Source organism: Acidovorax sp. 93, assembly GCF_003633835.1.
Taxonomy (GTDB): Bacteria; Pseudomonadota; Gammaproteobacteria; order Burkholderiales; family Burkholderiaceae_C; genus Acidovorax; species Acidovorax facilis.
Map to the genome: position 1 here is coordinate 269,122 of NZ_RBIT01000001.1, position 17,151 is coordinate 286,272.

The 17,151-nt window shown below is 65.6% G+C and carries 14 protein-coding genes; 2 read left to right on the plus strand and 12 right to left on the minus strand.

Annotation, left to right across the window (positions count from 1 at the left end):
• Window positions 1-79: 79 nt before the first annotated feature.
• A complete protein-coding gene (locus tag C8C93_RS01235) occupies window positions 80-991 on the plus strand; it encodes a LysR family transcriptional regulator (RefSeq protein WP_121505646.1) in 912 nt (303 codons plus the stop codon).
• A 121-nt stretch (window positions 992-1,112) separates the two neighbouring features.
• Here the strand turns inward: C8C93_RS01235 and C8C93_RS01240 are convergent, their stop codons facing one another.
• From C8C93_RS01240 to C8C93_RS01285, 10 genes are all read right to left on the minus strand, one after another.
• Window positions 1,113-2,765, minus strand: coding sequence for a Na/Pi cotransporter family protein (locus C8C93_RS01240; protein ID WP_121505647.1), 1,653 nt, complete (start codon window positions 2,763-2,765; stop codon window positions 1,113-1,115).
• 320 nt (window positions 2,766-3,085) lie between these two features.
• Window positions 3,086-3,913, minus strand: a complete 828-nt coding sequence (locus C8C93_RS01245) for a phosphodiesterase (protein ID WP_121505648.1) — start codon at window positions 3,911-3,913, stop codon at window positions 3,086-3,088.
• A 37-nt stretch (window positions 3,914-3,950) separates the two neighbouring features.
• Complete coding sequence (locus C8C93_RS01250) at window positions 3,951-5,012, minus strand: ABC transporter ATP-binding protein (protein WP_121505649.1); 1,062 nt, start codon at window positions 5,010-5,012, stop codon at window positions 3,951-3,953.
• Window positions 5,002-5,799, minus strand: a complete 798-nt coding sequence (locus tag C8C93_RS01255; RefSeq protein ID WP_121505650.1) for an ABC transporter permease — start codon at window positions 5,797-5,799, stop codon at window positions 5,002-5,004. The genes C8C93_RS01250 and C8C93_RS01255 overlap by 11 nt, the downstream gene beginning before the upstream one ends.
• 8 nt (window positions 5,800-5,807) lie before the next feature.
• On the minus strand, window positions 5,808-6,641 hold the full coding sequence (locus C8C93_RS01260; protein ID WP_121505651.1) for an ABC transporter permease: 834 nt from the start codon (window positions 6,639-6,641) through the stop codon (window positions 5,808-5,810).
• 19 nt (window positions 6,642-6,660) lie between these two features.
• Window positions 6,661-7,674, minus strand: a complete 1,014-nt coding sequence (locus tag C8C93_RS01265) for an ABC transporter substrate-binding protein (protein ID WP_121420872.1) — start codon at window positions 7,672-7,674, stop codon at window positions 6,661-6,663.
• 17 nt (window positions 7,675-7,691) lie between these two features.
• Window positions 7,692-8,711, minus strand: coding sequence for a LacI family DNA-binding transcriptional regulator (locus tag C8C93_RS01270; protein ID WP_121505652.1), 1,020 nt, complete (start codon window positions 8,709-8,711; stop codon window positions 7,692-7,694).
• Window positions 8,712-8,871: 160 nt separating this feature from the next.
• The gene (gene lspA / locus C8C93_RS01275; RefSeq protein WP_121420870.1) at window positions 8,872-9,375 is read right to left on the minus strand and encodes a signal peptidase II; all 504 of its coding nucleotides are present in this window, start codon (window positions 9,373-9,375) and stop codon (window positions 8,872-8,874) included.
• Window positions 9,375-12,254 (minus strand): isoleucine--tRNA ligase, encoded by a 2,880-nt coding sequence (ileS, locus tag C8C93_RS01280; protein ID WP_121505653.1) that lies wholly within the window; start codon window positions 12,252-12,254, stop codon window positions 9,375-9,377. The genes lspA and ileS overlap by 1 nt, the downstream gene beginning before the upstream one ends.
• 109 nt (window positions 12,255-12,363) lie before the next feature.
• Window positions 12,364-13,413: a bifunctional riboflavin kinase/FAD synthetase gene (locus tag C8C93_RS01285; RefSeq protein ID WP_121505654.1), complete on the minus strand. Its 1,050-nt coding sequence runs from the start codon at window positions 13,411-13,413 to the stop codon at window positions 12,364-12,366.
• Between the two features lie 167 nt (window positions 13,414-13,580).
• On the opposite strand from C8C93_RS01285, the gene C8C93_RS01290 reads away from it, so the two are divergent.
• Entirely contained in the window at window positions 13,581-14,138 is a 558-nt protein-coding gene (locus C8C93_RS01290; RefSeq protein ID WP_055401504.1) for an HNH endonuclease, read from the plus strand.
• Window positions 14,139-14,551: 413 nt separating this feature from the next.
• Here C8C93_RS01290 and C8C93_RS01295 read toward each other — a convergent pair whose 3' ends face one another.
• Window positions 14,552-15,946 (minus strand): alpha/beta fold hydrolase, encoded by a 1,395-nt coding sequence (locus C8C93_RS01295; protein WP_121505655.1) that lies wholly within the window; start codon window positions 15,944-15,946, stop codon window positions 14,552-14,554.
• 88 nt (window positions 15,947-16,034) lie between these two features.
• Entirely contained in the window at window positions 16,035-17,150 is a 1,116-nt protein-coding gene (locus tag C8C93_RS01300) for an acyl-CoA dehydrogenase family protein (RefSeq protein ID WP_121505656.1), read from the minus strand.
• Between the last annotated feature and the right edge of the window lies 1 nt (window position 17,151).

The following is a 17,151-nucleotide window of genomic DNA, read 5'->3' on the forward strand; positions in this document are numbered from 1 at the left end:
AGTGGTGATGGATGCAGTGTGGTCGTGGGTGTTGTGAAATGGAATTACCGAAAATCGGCGCATGGCTATACATTTATGTATGGCACAACCTGCACACAAAGACATTGGCTGGGAGCTGTACCGCTCGTACCTGGGCGTGGTGCAAGAGGGATCGCTCTCGGGCGCAGCCCGCGCGCTGGGGGTGACACAACCCACGGTGGGGCGCCACATTGCGGCGCTGGAGCAGGCGCTGGGACTGGTGCTGTTCACCCGCTCGCAGCAGGGCCTGCTGCCGACCGAGGCGGCGCTGGCGCTGCGCCCCTACGCGCAAGCCATGGGCCACACCGCCGCTGCCCTGGTGCGCGCAGCCGACAGCCATGGCGGCGGCGTGCGGGGCACGGTGCGGGTGACGGCCAGCGAGGTGATCGGCGTGGAGGTGCTGCCGCCCATCCTGGCGCAACTGCAAGCCGAGCACCCGGCGCTGACGGTGGAACTGGTGCTCAGCAACCGCGTGCAGGATCTGCTGCAGCACGAGGCCGACATCGCCATCCGCATGACCGAGCCCCGCCAGGACGCGCTGATCGCCCGCCGCGTCGGCAGCATTCCCTTGGGACTGCACGCCCACCTCAGTTACTTGCAGGCGCACGGCGTGCCCGAGACGCTGGCCGACCTCGCGCACCACCGCCTGATTGGTTTTGACGCAGAAACGCCCTTTTTGCGCGCCGCACAAAAGGCGGTGCCCGCGTGGCGGCGCGATCAGTTTGCAGTGCGCAGCGACAGCGATGTGGCGCAACTGGCTTTCATGCGCGCCGGGGGCGGCATTGGCGTTTGCCAGGTGGCACTGGCGCGCCGTAGCACCCCGGCGCTGGTGCATGTGTTGCCACAGCAGTTTGTGTACGGGCTGGAAACCTGGGTGGTGATGCACGAGGACCTGCGCGCCAGCCCGCGCTGCAAGGTCACGCTGGATGCGTTGTGGACGGGGCTGCAGCGCTACGTGGCGGACGTGGAGTGACGGCGAGACAACGCCGCACAGCGGCAGTGGTGAGGTTTTGCTATAAAAATAATAGCTTTTAGCGCTTATGGATAAAGCGCTAGAGACCAGAAAAGGCTTGAATTTCTGCTGAAGGCGCTTCTCAAGCCTGGTCCGCCATCGCCCTTAGCCGGCTGGGCGCCAGTGCTCCGGCCGATTCCAGAATCGGGTAGGCCACCGAGCACAGCAGCGAGTTGATGCGCTTGAGTTCGCTGATCAGGTCGATGTGCAGCGAACTGGTCTCGATGCTTTGCACCGTGTTGTCCGACAGGCGCGCCAGGTGGGTGACGGAATACGCGTGTTCCAGGTCGCGAAAGCGGGCTTTTTCTTCGAGCAGCTTTTGCGCATCGCGCACGCTGCCGTTGAGGAACACGCTCATCGCCAGGCGCAGGTTGTCGATCAGGCGGGCGTGCAGTTCGTTGATTTCTTCCATGCCCGCTTCGGAGAACTGGCGACCCTTCTTGATCTTCTTGTCCTCGATGTCGATCAGCACGCGCTCGATGATGTCGCCGATCTGCTCCATGTTGATCGTGAAGCTGATGATGTCGGCCCAGCGGCGGCCCTCGCGTTCATCCAGGGCCTCGCGCGAGATCTTGGTCATGTAGTACTTGATGGCCGAGTACAGGCCGTCCACCTCGTCGTCCAGTTTGCGCAGGTCCTGCGCCAGCTGTAGGTCGTCGGTGCGGATCACCTTGTGCAGGCCCAGCAGCATGGATTCGACCACGTCGGCCTGGTGCAGGGCCTCGCGCGCGGCGCACGAGATGGCCAGCGAGGGCGTGGCCAGGGCGGAGGGGTCCAGATGCTGGGGTCGGGTGCCCGCAGCCTGCGCCTTTTCCTTCGGCAGCAGGCGTTGCACCACGCGCGCCACTGTGCCCGTCAGGCCGATGCAGATGATGCCCACCACCACGTTGAATGCCAGGTGGAACAGCACCACCAGTGCTGCGATTTCGGGCACGTAGGGGCGCACATGCTGCAGCCACAGCCCGGTGAGCGGGGTCATGATGATGACGCCAATGATCTTGAAGAACAGGTTGCCCAGTGGCACCTGGCGTGTTTGCACGTTGGCCTTCATCGTGGTCAGCACCGCCAGTACGCCGCTGCCGAGGTTGGCACCCAGCACCAGGCCCAGCGCCACGTCGGGCGGGATGCCGCCGGAGCCTGCCAGCGCGGCGGTGAGCAGCACGGTGGCGAGGCTCGAATACGCCACGATGGCCAGGATGGCGCCGGTGAAGATCTCCAGCAGCAGGTCGCTGGTCAGCGCCCCGAGCAGCGTACGCACCGTGGGTGACTGGGTGAGCACCGTGGTCGATTCGGTGATGAGGCGCAGCGCCAGCAGCATCAGCCCCAGGCCGATCAGCACCCTGCCCACACGGCCCACGGCCGTGTCCTTGCGCGAGATGAACAGCACCACACCTGCGAAGATGAACAGGGGCGACAGCCAGGACAAATCCATCGAGAACACCACCGCCATCACGCTGGTGCCCACGTCGGCGCCCAGCATCACAGCCAGCGCGGCGGGCAGGCCCACCAGGCCCTGACCCACGAAGGAGGACACGATGAGCGCCGTGGCCGTGCTCGACTGCACCACGGCGGTCACCCCGATGCCCGACAGCACGGCCGTGAACCGGTTGCTGACGCTGTGCGCGATCAACTGGCGCAAATTGGCGCCAAAGACACGCAGGATGCCGGTGCGCACCAAGTGGGTGCCCCAGATCAGCAGCGATACCGCTGCCAACAGATTCAAGAGATGCTTCATGAAAAACCGTTGTTTCTTCTTCTTGTGTCCACCCAAACGAGCATGCGCCATGCACTGCGCCGACGCAAGCGTTAAAGCTGGCGCCCGTGCAGGGAAGCGGTTTCATTCATTTCTGTGCCCGTAGGCGGCGGCAGGCGGGGAGGCATGAGCCTGGCTGCTCGGCTTCCGGGATGAAGAGCGCGCAGAAAATACTGCGGCACCCGGACCATTTGTCACAAAACTGACATATAAGCATACTCCTGATTGAGGAGTTGTGCAGCGATGACCCTGTCGCGGCTGGGTGCTCGGCGGTGGAGGTCTTGTCGCCAGGGCCCGTTTTTTCAGTCGATCAGCTGCCCGCCGTCATGAAACGGGTAGGGCCCCGCGTATTGGCCGCTGGCCACGGTATGGCTGACCAGCCGCCCCCCCGCAGGCAGGGCGTGCAGCGCAAAGCCGGGCGGCTCCAGCATCCAGGCCGACGCGGCGTTGGGCGCCAGGTCCAGCCGCACCTGGTGCGCGGGCGATGGCACGGTGGCCGCGATGGTGCCGCCAAACCGCACCTGGATGGCCCGGTGCAGGTGCCCGCAGATCACACGCTCCACCTGCGGGTGGCGGGCCACGATGGCTTCGAGCGCATCGGCGCCTTCGCGCAGGCCGATGTCGTCCATGTGGCCAATCAGCGTGCGAAACGGTGGGTGGTGCATGGCGATCACCACCGAGCGGCTGGTGTGGCGTGCCAGCTCTTCCTCCAGCCATTGCAGGCGCTCTGTGCACAGGCTGCCCTCGCTGGCGCCGGGCACCACGGTATCGAGCGCGATGAGCTGCATGCCGCCCACCGGCACGCTGTACTGGATGAAGCCCTCGGACCCCAGGTAGTGGTGCTGCGGAAAGCTCGCGCGCATCTGCTCGCGGCTGTCGTGGTTGCCGGGCAGCAGGTACACCGGCATGTTCAGCGGCGTCAGCAGGGCGCGCAGGTGCTCGTATTCGGCGGCGCGGCCAAAGTCTGTCAGGTCGCCAGTGATGACGGCGGCATGGGGCGCCTGCGGCAGCCGGTTCACGCTGGCCACGGCCTCGGCCAGATAGGGCGCGGTATTGATGCGGCCATAGGCCAGGCGGCCGGGCTCGCGGATGTGGGGGTCAGACAGTTGGAGCAGCAGTGTGGTGGTCATGGCTAAAAGGCGTGCAGGCGGGGTAGGGCTGGCTGGGTCAGTCGCTGGTTTCGTGGCAGGGCATGAGGCGCTCGGGGGCGATGCGCACGCCCACGATGTCGCCCGTGCGGGCGGGGTGGTCGCGCGGCACATCGGCCATCAGCGGGGACTGGTCGGCCAGGGCCAGAACCAGTTGCACGCGGTCGCCCAGAAAGCTGCGGCGCGTGACTTCGGCCTGGCCCCAGCCAGTTTGAAGGGCCGACACCTCGATGTCTTCAGGCCGCACGAGCAAGGCCGTGTAGGCCTGCACGGCGGCAGGGCAGGGCAGAGGCAGCCCACCCAGCATCAACACGGCCTGGGCGCTTGCGGCGGCGTCCCGTTGGAGCCGGTTCACGCGGCCCAGAAACTGCGCCACAAAGGGGTGGGTGGGCGCGCGGTACAGCGTCTCGCCATCGCCCACCTGCACGATCTGGCCCGCGTGCATCACCGCCAGGCGGTCGGCAATGGCCAGGGCTTCCTGCTGGTCGTGGGTGACGTGGATGGCTGTGATATGCAGGCGCCGCAGCAGGTCGGCCAGCTCGTCGCGCAGGGACTCCTTCAGTTTGGCATCCAGCGCGGTCAAGGGCTCGTCCAGCAGCAGCACGCGGGGGCGCACCGCCACGGCGCGGGCCAGGGCCACACGCTGGCGCTGGCCACCGGAGAGCTCGGCGGGGCGCTTGTGCTCCAACCCTTGCAGACGCACCAAGTCCACCAGCTCGCCCACGGTGCGGCGGCGCTCGGCCTCGGGCACGTTGCGGATCTTGAGGCCGTAGCCGATGTTGGCTGCCACCGTCATTTGCGGGAACAAGGCGTAGTGCTGGAACACCATGCCGATGCCACGCTGCTCGATGGGCAGGCGCGTCACGTCGGTGCCGCCAAAGGCAATGCGGCTGCCTTCATCGGGCGCCTCCAGCCCGGCGATCAGGCGCAGCAGTGTGGTCTTGCCGCAGCCCGATGGCCCCAGCAAGGCGACGACCTCGCCGGGCTCCACAGTGAGGTCGGTCGGCCGCAGGCCCCGCGTGCCATCAGGGTAGGTTTTGGCGCATTGGTTTATCTCCACGCGCGTGCGTTCAAGTTCCATGGTGTTTTTCGATCAGGGTGCCGACGGCCTGCAGGCCCCACAGCACGGGCAGGATGACGATTAGAAAGACCAGCGTGTAAGCGGAGCCGATCTCGATGCGCATGGACGCATAGCTGTCGGCCAGGCCCACGGGCAGGGTGCGGGTCAGCGGGGTGTGCAGCATCCATGTGAGGTTGAATTCGCCCACCGACAGCGTGAACACCATCAGGCTGCCCGCCACGATGGCGGGCAACACGGCGGGCACCAGCACACCCAGAAAGCGCTGCCCGAAGCTGGCACCCAACGAGCGTGCCGCTTCTTCAAGCGAGAGCAGTTCCTTGCGCTGGAATGCAGCGCCCACGGTGCGCACCATGAACGGCAGGGTGAACACCATGTGCCCCACCAGGATGAACGCAAAGCTGGTGCGAAAGCCTTGCAGCGTGCCGTAGGTCAGGATCAAGGCCAGCGCGCTGGCCAGGCCGGGCACGGCCACTGGCAAGGTCAGCAGTTCTTCAAACAGGCGTGCGGCGCGCGAGCGGCTGCGTGCCAGCGCATACGCGCAGGGAACGCCCAGCAGCAGGTTGCCCAGCACACACAGCAGCGCAAGGCCCAGCGACCAGCCCACGGTGCCACCGTACAGGTCCCACACCTCGTGCAGCCATCGTGTGGTGAGCCCGCTGGAAATGCCAGTGCTGTAGTTGTTGACGAGCCCCGCCATCACCGACAGCGCGATGGGGGCGAGCATGAACGCCGCCACCAGCGCCGTGAGCGCCAGCAGGGGGAAGGAGGCTTGTTGGGTCGTGCGCATGGTGGTGGTTACGCCCCGGCAGCCGGTGCCGGGCCCGCAACACGGCGGGACAGCCACAGCACCACCCATGTGATGAGCCCCAGGTTGATCGACAGGCTGGCGGCCAGTGCGAAGTTGGCGTAGTTGGTGAACTCGTTGTAGATGGTGATGGGCAGCACCTCGAACTTGCTGGACAGCGTGAACGCGGTGCCAAACGCGCCCATGGCCGTGGCGAACACAATGGCCCCGCACGACAGCGTGGTGGGCGCGAGTTCGGGCACCCACACGTCGCGCACCACCCGCCAGCGCGGCGCGCCCAGCGAGCGGGCGGCTTCTTCCAGTGCCGCATCCATGGCTCCGGCCGCCGCTGTGTATGTCGCAACGGCCCGTGGCAGCGAGAAGTACAGATAGGCCAGGAACAGCCCGGCCAGGCCGTAGGCAAACGTGACGCGGCCCAGGCCCAGCGCGTCCGTCAGGTCGGCCACCAAGCCTTGGCGGCCACCGAGCAAGATCATGAAAAAACCAATGATCACGCCTGGAAACGACAGCGGCAACGTCAGCAGCGACAGCAGCAGCTGCCGCCCTGTAAAACGGTGCCGCGCCAGCGTGATGCCCACGGCCGCGCCCAGCACCAGGGTGGCCAGCGTCACCGCCAGGGACAGCCCCAGTGTCTGCAGCAGGCTTTGCAGGTAGCGCGGGTGGGTGAGCACCACAAAGTAGGTCTCCCAGCCCTTGCTGGCGGGCAGCGCAATCAGCTGCACGATGGGCAGCAGCCAGAACGCTGCAAAGAATGCCACGGCAGGTGCGGTACACGCCAGCAGCAGCGCGCGGGATGGAGCAAAGCTGTTGTGGCGCATGTGCATCTCTCCAGCTCGCCCCGGCTTACTGGGCTTCTTTCAGGTAGCGGTCCGAGAAGGCCTTTTGCACTGCGGCCATCTTGCTGTAGTCCACCGTTTTGGCGCGTGCGTATTCGCTGGCAGGCAGGAAGCGGGCCTGCACCTCCTTGGACATGGCGCTGGCGCGCACGGGGCGCAGGTAGGCATTGGCCCACAGCGCCTGCCCTTCGTCCGACAACACAAAGTCCAGCACCTTCTTGCCGTTGTCGGCGTGCGGCGCGTTGGCCACCAGGCTCATCACGTAGGGCACCACCACCGTGCCTTCAGTGGGGATCACAAACTGCACATTGGCCTTGTCCTTGTACTTGGCGCGGTAGGCGTTGAAGTCGTAGTCCAGCAGGATCGCGATCTCGCCCGACAGTACGCGGGCGTAAGACGTTTGCTTGGGAACGATGGGCTCGTTCTTCTGCAGCGCCTTGAAGTAGTCGATGCCAGGGCCGAAGTTGTCCAGCGTGCCGCCGCGCGCCTGGTTCACTGCCACAGCGCCCACATAGCCCACGAAGGCCGATGCCGGGTCCAGGTAGCCGATGAGGCCCTTGTAGTCGGGCTTGAGCAGGTCGGCCCAGGACTGCGGCACGGGCTTGCCCTTGAGTGCATCCACATTGACCATGAATCCCAGAGTGCCCGAGTGGATGGTGAACCAGTGGCCTGCAGGGTCCTTCAGGCCATCGGGAATCTCGGCCCATGCAGCGGGCTTGTAGGCGGCCACCACGCTGTCCTTTTGCGCCTGGATGGCAAAGGTCACGCCCAGGTAGGTCACATCCGCAACGGGGCTCGCTTTTTCTGCCACCAGCTGGGCCAGCGACTGGCCGGAGTTCTTGTTGTCTGGTGGCACGGTGATGCCGGTCTTGGCCTTGATGGCCTTGATCTGGCTGCCCCAGTCGGCCCATTCGGGCGGGCAGTTGTAGCAGATGGCGTTTTGCGCCATGGCCGTGGCACCGGCTGCCAGGCCCCAGGCCAGCAACGTGGCGCGGGTGAAGTTTTTGAGGGTTGTTTTCATGGATCAGCTCCTTGGGTTCAGGTGAGGGGAGGAACAAGGGAAGAGGCGGGCGGTGCGCAGGACTCGCCAGCGCGGAACTGGTGCGCCAGCGTCAGACCCATGTCGGGCCCCAGCGGGTTGCCACTGGCCACTGCCTGGGCCAGCAGCTCCACGCTGTGGCGGCCGATGTCGGCATTGGGTTGCACCACGGTGCTCAGTTGCGGAGTGAGGTCTTGCCCCAGCGCAATGCCGTCGAAGCCCACCACGCTCAGGTCGCACGGCACCGCCAGGCCCGCCAGGTGCGCGGCGCGGATGCTGCGGATGGCCAGCAGGTCGTTGGAACACACCAGGGCCGTGGGGCGGTCTTGGCTGTTCAGGGCTTCGCCCAACACCTCTGGCGCAGCGGCCACGAAGGGCACCTGCAACACAGGCTGGGCCCGCAGGCCTGCCTGCTCCATGCCGCGCGCGTAGCCCCGGCAGCGTTGTTGCGCGCGGTCAGAGGCGCTGAGCAGCCCGCTGACCATGGCGATGCGGCGGTGCCCCAGCGTGGCCAGATGGGTCACCACGTCGGCCACAGCCAGCTCGCTGTTCACCGACACGCAGGGGTGATCGGGGTGGTGGTTGTAGGCGAGCACATAGGGCAGACCCACCTCGGCCAGCCGCTGCAGTGCGGTGGAGGTGGCGGGGTTCGAAACCACCAGGATCATCCCGTCTACGTTGCCCGCCAGCAGCAGGTTCACCGCGCGGTCTTCCTGGTCCAGGCGGTAGTCGGTGGTGAACGGCGAGATGGCGTAGCCACCCGCTACGGCGGCCTGGGCAATGCCTTCCAGGCATTCGGCAAACACGGGGTTGGTGAGTGTGGGCAACACCACGCCCAGCACACGGCTGCGCTGGGTGCGCAAGGTGCGCGCGCTGGCGTTGGGCAGATAGCCCAGGGTGCGGGCGATGTGCTCCACATGCTCGCGCGTGGCCGGGGCCACTTTGTCAGGCACGTTGAAAACACGCGACACGGTGGCAACCGACACACCGGCCTCGCGGGCGACTTCCAGAATGCTCATGGCAGTTTGGTGCAATACATTTGATGTAAACGTTTACATTGCAACCGCTGACCGTGACATGCGCATGACACTGCATGCGGCAAGAGCAACTGGCGCTACAAAGCAAACAGCCCGCACGAGGCGGGCTGTTGCAAGGCTTGCACGGGGGATGCCGGTGGCGTCAGCGCTCGCGCCGCACGCGAAGCAGCTCATCCAGAATGAGACACGCTGCCCCCAGCGTGATGGCCGAGTCCGCCACGTTGAACGCCGGAAAGTGCCAGCCGCTCACATGGAAGTCCAGAAAGTCCACGACATAGCCGTGCATCAGCCGGTCCACCACATTGCCCACCGCGCCGCCCAGAATGCTCGACAGCGCGAAGCCGAAGAGCTTTTGCCCCGGGTGGGCACGCAGCTGCCACACGATGAAGATCGTGGCTGCCACGCCGATGCCGGTGAACAGCCACCGTTGCCAGCCCCCCGCGTCCGACAGGAACGAAAATGCAGCACCCGTGTTGTGCGCCCGCACGATGTTGAAGAAGCTGGTGATGAACGTGGAATCGCCCAACTGGTAGTGGTTGAGGATCAGGGTCTTTGTGATCTGGTCGACCACCACAAGCACCACAGCCCAGGCCAGCCAGGGCCACATGCTCGCGCCGGAACGCCCGGCCTGCAATGTGCGGTCCATCAGGCGTGCTCCCGGCTCTCGCCGTCGCCGTAGAGGTTGCTGGTGCAGCGGCCGCAGATCGTCGGGTGGGCGGCGTCCTGCCCTACATCGCTGCGGTAGTGCCAGCAGCGCTCGCATTTGGCATCAGAACTGGGCTTGACGCTTATCTGTAATGCGCTACCAGCTACCAATTCGATAGCAGATGTGATGAACACGAACTTGAGGTCATCGCCCAGGCTGGCCAGCAGCGCATGGTCTTCGGGCGCCGCCGTGAGGGTAACGGTGGCCTGCAGGGACGAGCCCACCTTGCCATCGGCGCGCAGTGCTTCGATCTCCTTGTTCACCGCATCACGGATCTCGCGGATGCGCGACCACTTGGCCAGCAGGCCTTCGTCGGCACCGGCACCCACGCCCGCCACGTTGCCGTAGGTCTCCAGGAAGATGGAGTCGGAGCTGCCGAACACCTTCCACGCCTCTTCGGCCGTGAACGACAGGAACGGCGCCATCCAGCGCAGCATGGCGTGCGTGATGTTGTAGAGCGCGGTCTGCGCGCTGCGGCGGGCCAGGCTCTTGGGCGCCGTGGTGTACAGGCGGTCCTTGAGTACGTCGAGGTAAAAGCCGCCCAGGTCTTCCGAGCAGTACAGCTGCAGCTTGGCCACCACGGGGTGGAATTCGTAGACCTTGTAGTGCGCCAGCACCTCGGCCTGGAACTCGGATGCGCGGGTGAGGGCGTAACGGTCGATCTCCAGCATCTGGTCGAACGGCACGGCATCCTTGGCCGGGTCGAAGTCGCTCACGTTGGCCAGCAGGAAGCGCAGTGTGTTGCGGATGCGGCGGTAGGCGTCCACCACGCGCGCCAGGATCTTCTCGTCGCCCGCGATGTCGCCCGAGTAGTCGCTGGCGGCCACCCACAGGCGGATGATTTCGGCACCCAGCTTCTTGTTGATTTCCTGCGGGTCGATGCCGTTGCCCAGCGACTTGCTCATCTTGCGGCCCTGGCTGTCCACGGTGAAGCCATGGGTCAGCAGGCCGCGATAGGGCGCGCGGCCTTCCAGCGCCGATGCCAGCAGCAGCGAACTGTGGAACCAGCCGCGGTGCTGGTCGTGGCCTTCCAGGTACAGGTCGGCCTCGGGGCCCGTGTCGTGGTGCACCTCGGGGTGCGTGCCGCGCAGCACATGGCTGAAGGTGGAGCCGGAGTCGAACCACACTTCGAGGATGTCGGTGCTCTTGGTGTAGTGGGGCGCGTCAGCCACACCCAGGATTTCTTCGGTCGTCACGCGGCTCCAGGCCTCGATACCGCCCTTTTCCACGATGTCGGCGGCCTGGTCCATGATTTCCATGGTGCGCGGGTGCAACTCGCCCGAATCCTTGTGCAGGAAGAACGGGATGGGCACGCCCCAGCTGCGCTGGCGCGAGATGCACCAGTCGGGCCGCCCGGCGATCATGTCGTGCAGGCGGGCCTTGCCGTTCTCGGGGTAGAAGCTGGTGTGTTCGATCGCGTCGAGCGCGATCTGGCGCAGCGTCTTGGCGGGCTTCATGCCGGGCTGGGTGAACACGCCTTCGCCCTCGTCCATGCGCACGAACCACTGTGCGGCGGCGCGGTAGATCACCGGCGTCTTGTGGCGCCAGCAGTGCGGGTAGCTGTGTGTGATGTCCTTGGTGGTCATCAGGCGGCCTGCGTTGCGCAAGGCTTCGATGATCACGGGCACGGCCTTCCAGATGTGCTGGCCGCCAAACAGCGGGAAGTCGGCCGCGTAGGTGCCGTTGCCCTGCACGGGGTTCAGGATGTCGTCGAGCGCCATGCCATGTGCGCGGCAGGAGTTGAAGTCTTCCAGACCGTAGGCGGGCGAGGAGTGCACGATACCCGTGCCGTCGTCGGCCGTGGCGTAGTCGGCCAGGTACACGGGCGAAAGGCGGCGGTAGCCAAAGCTGCCGTCCTCGCTGGCCACGTCGTACAGCGGGTGTTCGAATTCCAGGCCGCCCAGGTTCTTGCCCAGGGTGGAGGCCAGCACGCTGCCGGTGAGGCCATAGCGCTCCAGGCACGAGGCCACCAGCGGCTCGGCCACGAGCAGGATGCGCTCGCCCGTGTCCACCAGCGCATAGCTGATCTCGGGGTTGAGGTTCAGCGCCTGGTTGGCAGGGATGGTCCAGGCGGTGGTGGTCCAGATGACCACAAACGCGTCCTTGGCCAGTGCGGGCAGCCCGAAGGCGGCGGCGAGCTTGGCAGGCTCATGCGATTTGAAGGCCACGTCCAGCGTGGTGCTCTTCTTGTCCTGGTATTCGATTTCGAACTCGGCCAGCGACGAGCCGCAGTCAAAACACCAGTACACGGGCTTGAGGCCGCGATACACAAAGCCGCGCTCCATCACGCGCTTGAAGGCGCGGATTTCGCCCGCCTCGTTGGCGGGGTTCATGGTCTTGTAGGGGTTGTCCCATTCGCCCAGCACGCCCAGGCGCTTGAAGTCCACCATCTGCTGCGCGATCTGCTCGGTGGCAAACGCGCGGCTCTTGGCCTGCATGTCGTCGCGGCTCAGGTTGCGGCCGTGTTTCTTCTCGATGGCGTTCTCGATCGGCAGGCCGTGGCAGTCCCAGCCAGGCACGTACAGCGCGTCAAAGCCTTCGAGCTGGCGCGCTTTGGTGATCATGTCCTTCAGGATCTTGTTGACCGCGTGGCCCATGTGGATCTGGCCGTTGGCGTAGGGCGGGCCGTCGTGCAGGATGAACTTGGGCGCACCCCGACGGGCATCCCGCAGGCGCTTGTAGATGCCTTGGTCTTCCCAGTCCTTGACCCAGCCCGGCTCGCGCTTGGGCAGGTCGCCACGCATGGGGAAGGAGGTGTCGGGCAGGTTGAGGGTGCTGCGGTAATCCGTGGAAGGAGTGCTGGCGTTGTCGTCGGACATGAGGGAGCCTTAAAAACGGGGCATTCCGGGGCAAGGCCCGGAGCAAGAACGGGGTTGGAGCGCGAAGGATGGCGGGCCCGTCAGGAGGGCGCTGCGAGAAGCAGCTCCCTCAAATTCGGTCGCGGGTGGTCTGGCGCCGGGTTTCGGTGTGGTTGGGTGCCTGGGCCGAGGCAAAGTAGGCACGCGCGTCGGCGCAGTCTTTGGCGATGCCCTTCGTCAAGGCATCCAGACCGTCGTATTTCAGCTCGTCGTGCAGTTTGTGTAGCAGTTCCACGCGCACGATTTTACCGTACGCCCCCTCGGGCCCCAGATCGGCGGGCCAATGCAGGCAATGGGTTTCCAGCAGCACGCGCCCGCCGTTGACGTCGTTCGGGTCCAGCGAGGGGCGCACGCCCAGGTTGGCCACCCCTGGTAGCGGCTCGGCGGCAAGGCCATGCACCAGCACGGCAAAGATGCCGCTGGCGGCAGGCTTCCAGTGGGCAAAGCGCAGGTTCAGGGTGCGAAAGCCGTCGCCTGCACCGGCGGCGGTAGCACCCAGTTCGCGACCGAGCTTGCGGCCATGCACCACATGGCCGCTGATGGTGTAGGGCCGTCCCAGCAGGCGTGCCGCGGCTTCCATGTCGCCTGCGGCCAGCGCCTGGCGCACGGCGGAACTGGACACGCGCAGCCCATGCACCTCGTAGCTGTTCATGCGCGCCACGTCAAAACCCTTGGCTTGCCCGGCGGCGTCCAGCATCGCGTAGTCGCCGGCGCGCTGGCGGCCAAAGCGGAAATCGTCGCCCACCAGCACATACCGGGCCCCCAGGCCACGCACCAGCACCTCGTCGATGAAAGCGTCGGGCGACTGGGCGGCCAGCCGCGCGTCAAACGGCAGCACCACGGTCTGCTGCACACCGCAGCGGGCCAGTTCGGTGAGCTTGTCGCGCAGGGTGCCGATGCGTGCGGGTGCCAGCTCGGGCTTTTGGTGGGCGCCCGCGAAGTAGTCGCGGGGGTGGGGCTCGAACGTCAGCACGCAGCTTTCCACGCCCCTGTGTGCAGCCTCGCTGTTCAGCAAGGCCAGCATGGCCTGGTGGCCCCGGTGCACACCATCGAAATTGCCGATGGTCAGCGCACAGGCATTGGCAGTGCCAGGGTGGTGGAATCCGCGAAAGATCTTCATCGGTTTGTTATCTTTTTGATAGCAGCATGCGCAAGTCCATCAAGCGCAGGACGCCAATTTGTCATGAAAACGGAGTATATTGTGACCCACGGCTGGCCCCGCGCAGGGCTGCCCGCGAGACATCTGCGTTCCGATCCTTGTGTACTTTGTGTTCCAGGAGGCGTGTTTTGAAGGTCTTGAAGCTGTCAGCCCAAGGGCTGCCCCAATCGTGGATTTCGCTGGAGCAGGCGGTGATTCATTACGCCGCCGGGGAAGTGCGCTGGGAGTCTGGTGCACAGATTGCCCGGTTCCGGGGCGGGCACAACGCCATCTCGGGTGAGCAATCGGTGATCGCCATCAACAGCATCATCGGCACCAAGGGCGTGCCCAGCATCAATCCGTTCGAGCTCAAGCCCAGCCTGACCAACAGCAAGCTCTTTGCCCGCGACCGCAATGTGTGCGCCTACTGCGGCGGGCATTTTCATGAGGAAGACCTGACGCGCGAGCACATCGTGCCGTTTGCCCGCAACGGCCAGGACCACTGGATGAACGTGGTCACGGCGTGCCGCCCCTGCAACCACCGCAAGGGCCCCCGCACTCCAGAGCAGGCACACATGCCGCTGCTGTATGCGCCCTATGTGCCGAGTCTGTGGGAGGACTTCATCCTGCGTAACCGGCGCATCCTGGCCGATCAGATGGAGTTCCTGATGGCCCACGTCCCCAAGTCCTCGCGTCTTTTGGCGTAGAGCGGCCAATACGACCCCACTGGCGTCGTTGCTCCGTCTTGCCGTGAGGGCCTGCCAACCCTCTTTTCGGGGATCGCGTTGCCCGACCTGGGGGTGGGATGCAAGGCGCCTGTGCGCAGCAAGGTAGGCACCTTGCAAGCGCGGGCAACGCCGCAGACGGCCCCCAGGCCGGGCAACCCGAAGGGAAGGCCCCTGCGGGCGCGCCACTCGTCGTTCCGCTCCTTACGTGTGCAAGAGCGCACGCTGCGTCGCGCGCCTAGATTGGCACGCCCGCAAGGGCCTTCGCGACCCCGAAAAGAGGGTTGACAGGCCCTTCGTACTGTCTGCGACGGAGCGCCTAGCCATCGGGGCCGTCTTGGCCGCTCTTGGTGGTGTGCTGCACGGAGCTCAGGCACCGAGCAACGCCTATTCCATCAGTAAGTCAGTTCGAGAAACACCAGGTGGCCGCTGGCGGCCGGCCAGGTCTGTCCCACCACGCGTTCGCCATTGAACTCACCCGCAATGCTGCGCACGCCGCCCGCAGGCTTGACCTTGGCAGATGCCACGCCAGCGCCAGCGGGCACGCCCGCAGGCACCGCACCATCCAGCAGCATCTTGTCGCGCGCCGGGTCCAGGTAGCCGCGCGGACGGGTCAGTGTCACCACGCTCTCGGCGCTTTTGTCGGCATCGGCCATGCGTTCTGCGCGCAGGTGGATGAGGTTGCTGCTGCGTGGAAAGCCGCTGCGGTAGATGTGGGTGGTGGCATAGCCGGGTGCGCTGATCACGAACTCGACGGGCGCGCCGTTGGGCACCGTCAGTGGTCCCCATTGGCCATCCGCACCCACGGTCTTGCGCAGCAAGGCATTGCCCGCGCGGGCGCCCGTGGCGGGGTCGGTGGCATACACCTCCAGTTGCGCGCCCGCCAGGGGCAGGTTGTTGCTGAAGTTGCCGGTTTTGGGGTCGGCCGGGTCCACGCCCAGGCCGGTGACCTTGCCGTTGAGCACCACCTGCTTTTCAGCCGCAATGGTGGTGACCTGTGGTGCCTTGCCGGTGATGAAGCGGTAGGTTGCTTCAAACGCAGCGGGGGAGTACGACGTCTCGCGGTGGTCGATGCGCGAAATCACCACGTTGGTGGCGCCCTTGAGTTCGGGGCCTGCGGCGGTCACGTAGGTGGGCTTGCCTTTCTGGCCTATCCACAGACCGTCGGGCTGGGCGAACTTGTCGTTGTTGTCCGAGCGGATCGTCATCCATTTCACGGGGCCGCTCACCTCGTCGCCCGCCGCGTTCTTGGGAGCATTCAGCGCTTTGAGGAAAGGGCCCGTGCCCGAGAACTCGTTGCCTTCTCGGAACCCCGGTATCGCCCACACGCCGTGGTTGGGCGTGCCGCCGAGGATCGCGTGGCTCACCGTCTTATCGCCGCCGCCGTTGTAGATGTAGTTGCGGATGGCGTTGCCGCCGCGCGAGTTGCCCACCAATACCACTTGGCTTGCACCCGTGGCCTTGAGCACCTTGTCCACTTCGGCCTTGAGGTAGGCCATGTGCTCTGCGGCCGAGGTGCGGCCCGCCTGGGGTTTGGCGTCCTCATCACGCGACAGGGGGTAGGGCACGTCAATGGCGTGCAGGCGTTCGCGCGGCCAGCCGTTCGATTCAAACCGCCACACGGTGGTTTGCCACAGTGCGGCGGTGTCGCCGTTGCCGTGCACAAAGACGATGGGCGGCGCTTCGGACAGGCTGGGACCCTTGGTGGCGCAACCGGCCAGGGCCAGGGTAGCTGCTGCAGCGGTTGCCAGCAGAAGAGATCGGCGTTGCAGCCAGAATTTGTTGTTCATGAAGGTGTCTCCGACAAGAAAAAATGCCCGTGGATCGGTGAATCCACGAGCATGGCATGCGAGCGTTACATGGCTGCGTCAGTTCACATCAGGCAAACACGCCTGCGGTGTCTTGCATGCGGGCGGACACTTCGCCCAGATGGTGCAGCGTGTCGCCAAAGGCCACTTCCAGCTGGGTGAGCTTCTTGAAATAGTGGCTCACGATGTACTCGTCCGTCACGCCGATGCCACCATGCAGTTGCACGGCCTGCTGGCCGACAAAGCGCATCGATTGACCCAGTTGCACCTTGGCGCGCGCCATGGCGGCGCGGCGCTCTGCGGCAGGGGCGCACAGCTTGAGGCTGGCGTAATAGCTCATCGAGCGGGCCAGTTCCAGCTGCATCTTCATGTCGGCCACGCGGTGGCGCAGCGCCTGGAAGCTGGCAATGAACACGCCAAACTGCTTGCGCTGGTTCATGTATTCGACGGTGATGGCCACGGTCTTGTCCATCACGCCCACGGCTTCGGCGCAGGTGGCGGCGATGCCGGTGTCCACGGCCAGTTCCAGCGCGGCCAGGCCATCGGTGGTGATGAGCATGGCGGGGGCGTTGGTGAACTTCACCTCGGCGGCGCGGCTGCCGTCTTGTGTGACGTAGCCTTGGGTGGTCACGCCAGTGGCGGTGCGCTCGACCAGGAAGAGGGCGATCTTGCCGTCCAGCTGTGCGGGCACGATGAACGCATCGGCCTTGTCGCCGGCAGCTACTACGCTTTTGATAGCTGTCAGTGCATATCCATCTTGCGCTGGGGCCGCTTTTGCCTCGCAAACATCCAGGCGGTATCGCGCCTTGCGCTCCTGCTGGGCCAGTACCACCAGGGCTTCACCACTGGCCACGCGGGGCAGCCAGGCCGATTGCACGTTGGCCGGTGCGTAGTGCGACAGCACGCTGCTGGCCATGAAGGCTTGAGCGATGGGCTCCAGAACGATGCCACGGCCCAGTTCCTCGGCCACCACCATGGCGTCGATCGCGCCCTGGCCCATGCCGTCGTGGGCTTCGGGCACGGTGAGGGCTGTCAGGCCCAGCTCGGCCAGTTCGTTCCAGGCGGCGCGGTCAAAACCACCGGCGGCCACGGCGGCGCGGCGGCGCTCGAACGTGTAGCCCTTGTCCACCCACTTGCGCACGGCGTCGCGCAGTTGTTCCTGGTCGTCAGAAAAATCGAAATCCATG

What these genes read in the sequence shown, in the direction of transcription:
- C8C93_RS01235 (WP_121505646.1), top strand. Translation starts at nt 80, where the DNA reads ATGGCACAACCTGCACACAAAGACATTGGCTGGGAGCTGTACCGCTCG.
- C8C93_RS01240 (WP_121505647.1), bottom strand. Translation starts at nt 2,765, where the DNA reads ATGAAGCATCTCTTGAATCTGTTGGCAGCGGTATCGCTGCTGATCTGG.
- C8C93_RS01245 (WP_121505648.1), bottom strand. Translation starts at nt 3,913, where the DNA reads ATGACCACCACACTGCTGCTCCAACTGTCTGACCCCCACATCCGCGAG.
- C8C93_RS01250 (WP_121505649.1), bottom strand. Translation starts at nt 5,012, where the DNA reads ATGGAACTTGAACGCACGCGCGTGGAGATAAACCAATGCGCCAAAACC.
- C8C93_RS01255 (WP_121505650.1), bottom strand. Translation starts at nt 5,799, where the DNA reads ATGCGCACGACCCAACAAGCCTCCTTCCCCCTGCTGGCGCTCACGGCG.
- C8C93_RS01260 (WP_121505651.1), bottom strand. Translation starts at nt 6,641, where the DNA reads ATGCACATGCGCCACAACAGCTTTGCTCCATCCCGCGCGCTGCTGCTG.
- C8C93_RS01265 (WP_121420872.1), bottom strand. Translation starts at nt 7,674, where the DNA reads ATGAAAACAACCCTCAAAAACTTCACCCGCGCCACGTTGCTGGCCTGG.
- C8C93_RS01270 (WP_121505652.1), bottom strand. Translation starts at nt 8,711, where the DNA reads ATGAGCATTCTGGAAGTCGCCCGCGAGGCCGGTGTGTCGGTTGCCACC.
- lspA (WP_121420870.1), bottom strand. Translation starts at nt 9,375, where the DNA reads ATGGACCGCACATTGCAGGCCGGGCGTTCCGGCGCGAGCATGTGGCCC.
- ileS (WP_121505653.1), bottom strand. Translation starts at nt 12,254, where the DNA reads ATGTCCGACGACAACGCCAGCACTCCTTCCACGGATTACCGCAGCACC.
- C8C93_RS01285 (WP_121505654.1), bottom strand. Translation starts at nt 13,413, where the DNA reads ATGAAGATCTTTCGCGGATTCCACCACCCTGGCACTGCCAATGCCTGT.
- C8C93_RS01295 (WP_121505655.1), bottom strand. Translation starts at nt 15,946, where the DNA reads ATGAACAACAAATTCTGGCTGCAACGCCGATCTCTTCTGCTGGCAACC.
- C8C93_RS01300 (WP_121505656.1), bottom strand. Translation starts at nt 17,150, where the DNA reads ATGGATTTCGATTTTTCTGACGACCAGGAACAACTGCGCGACGCCGTG.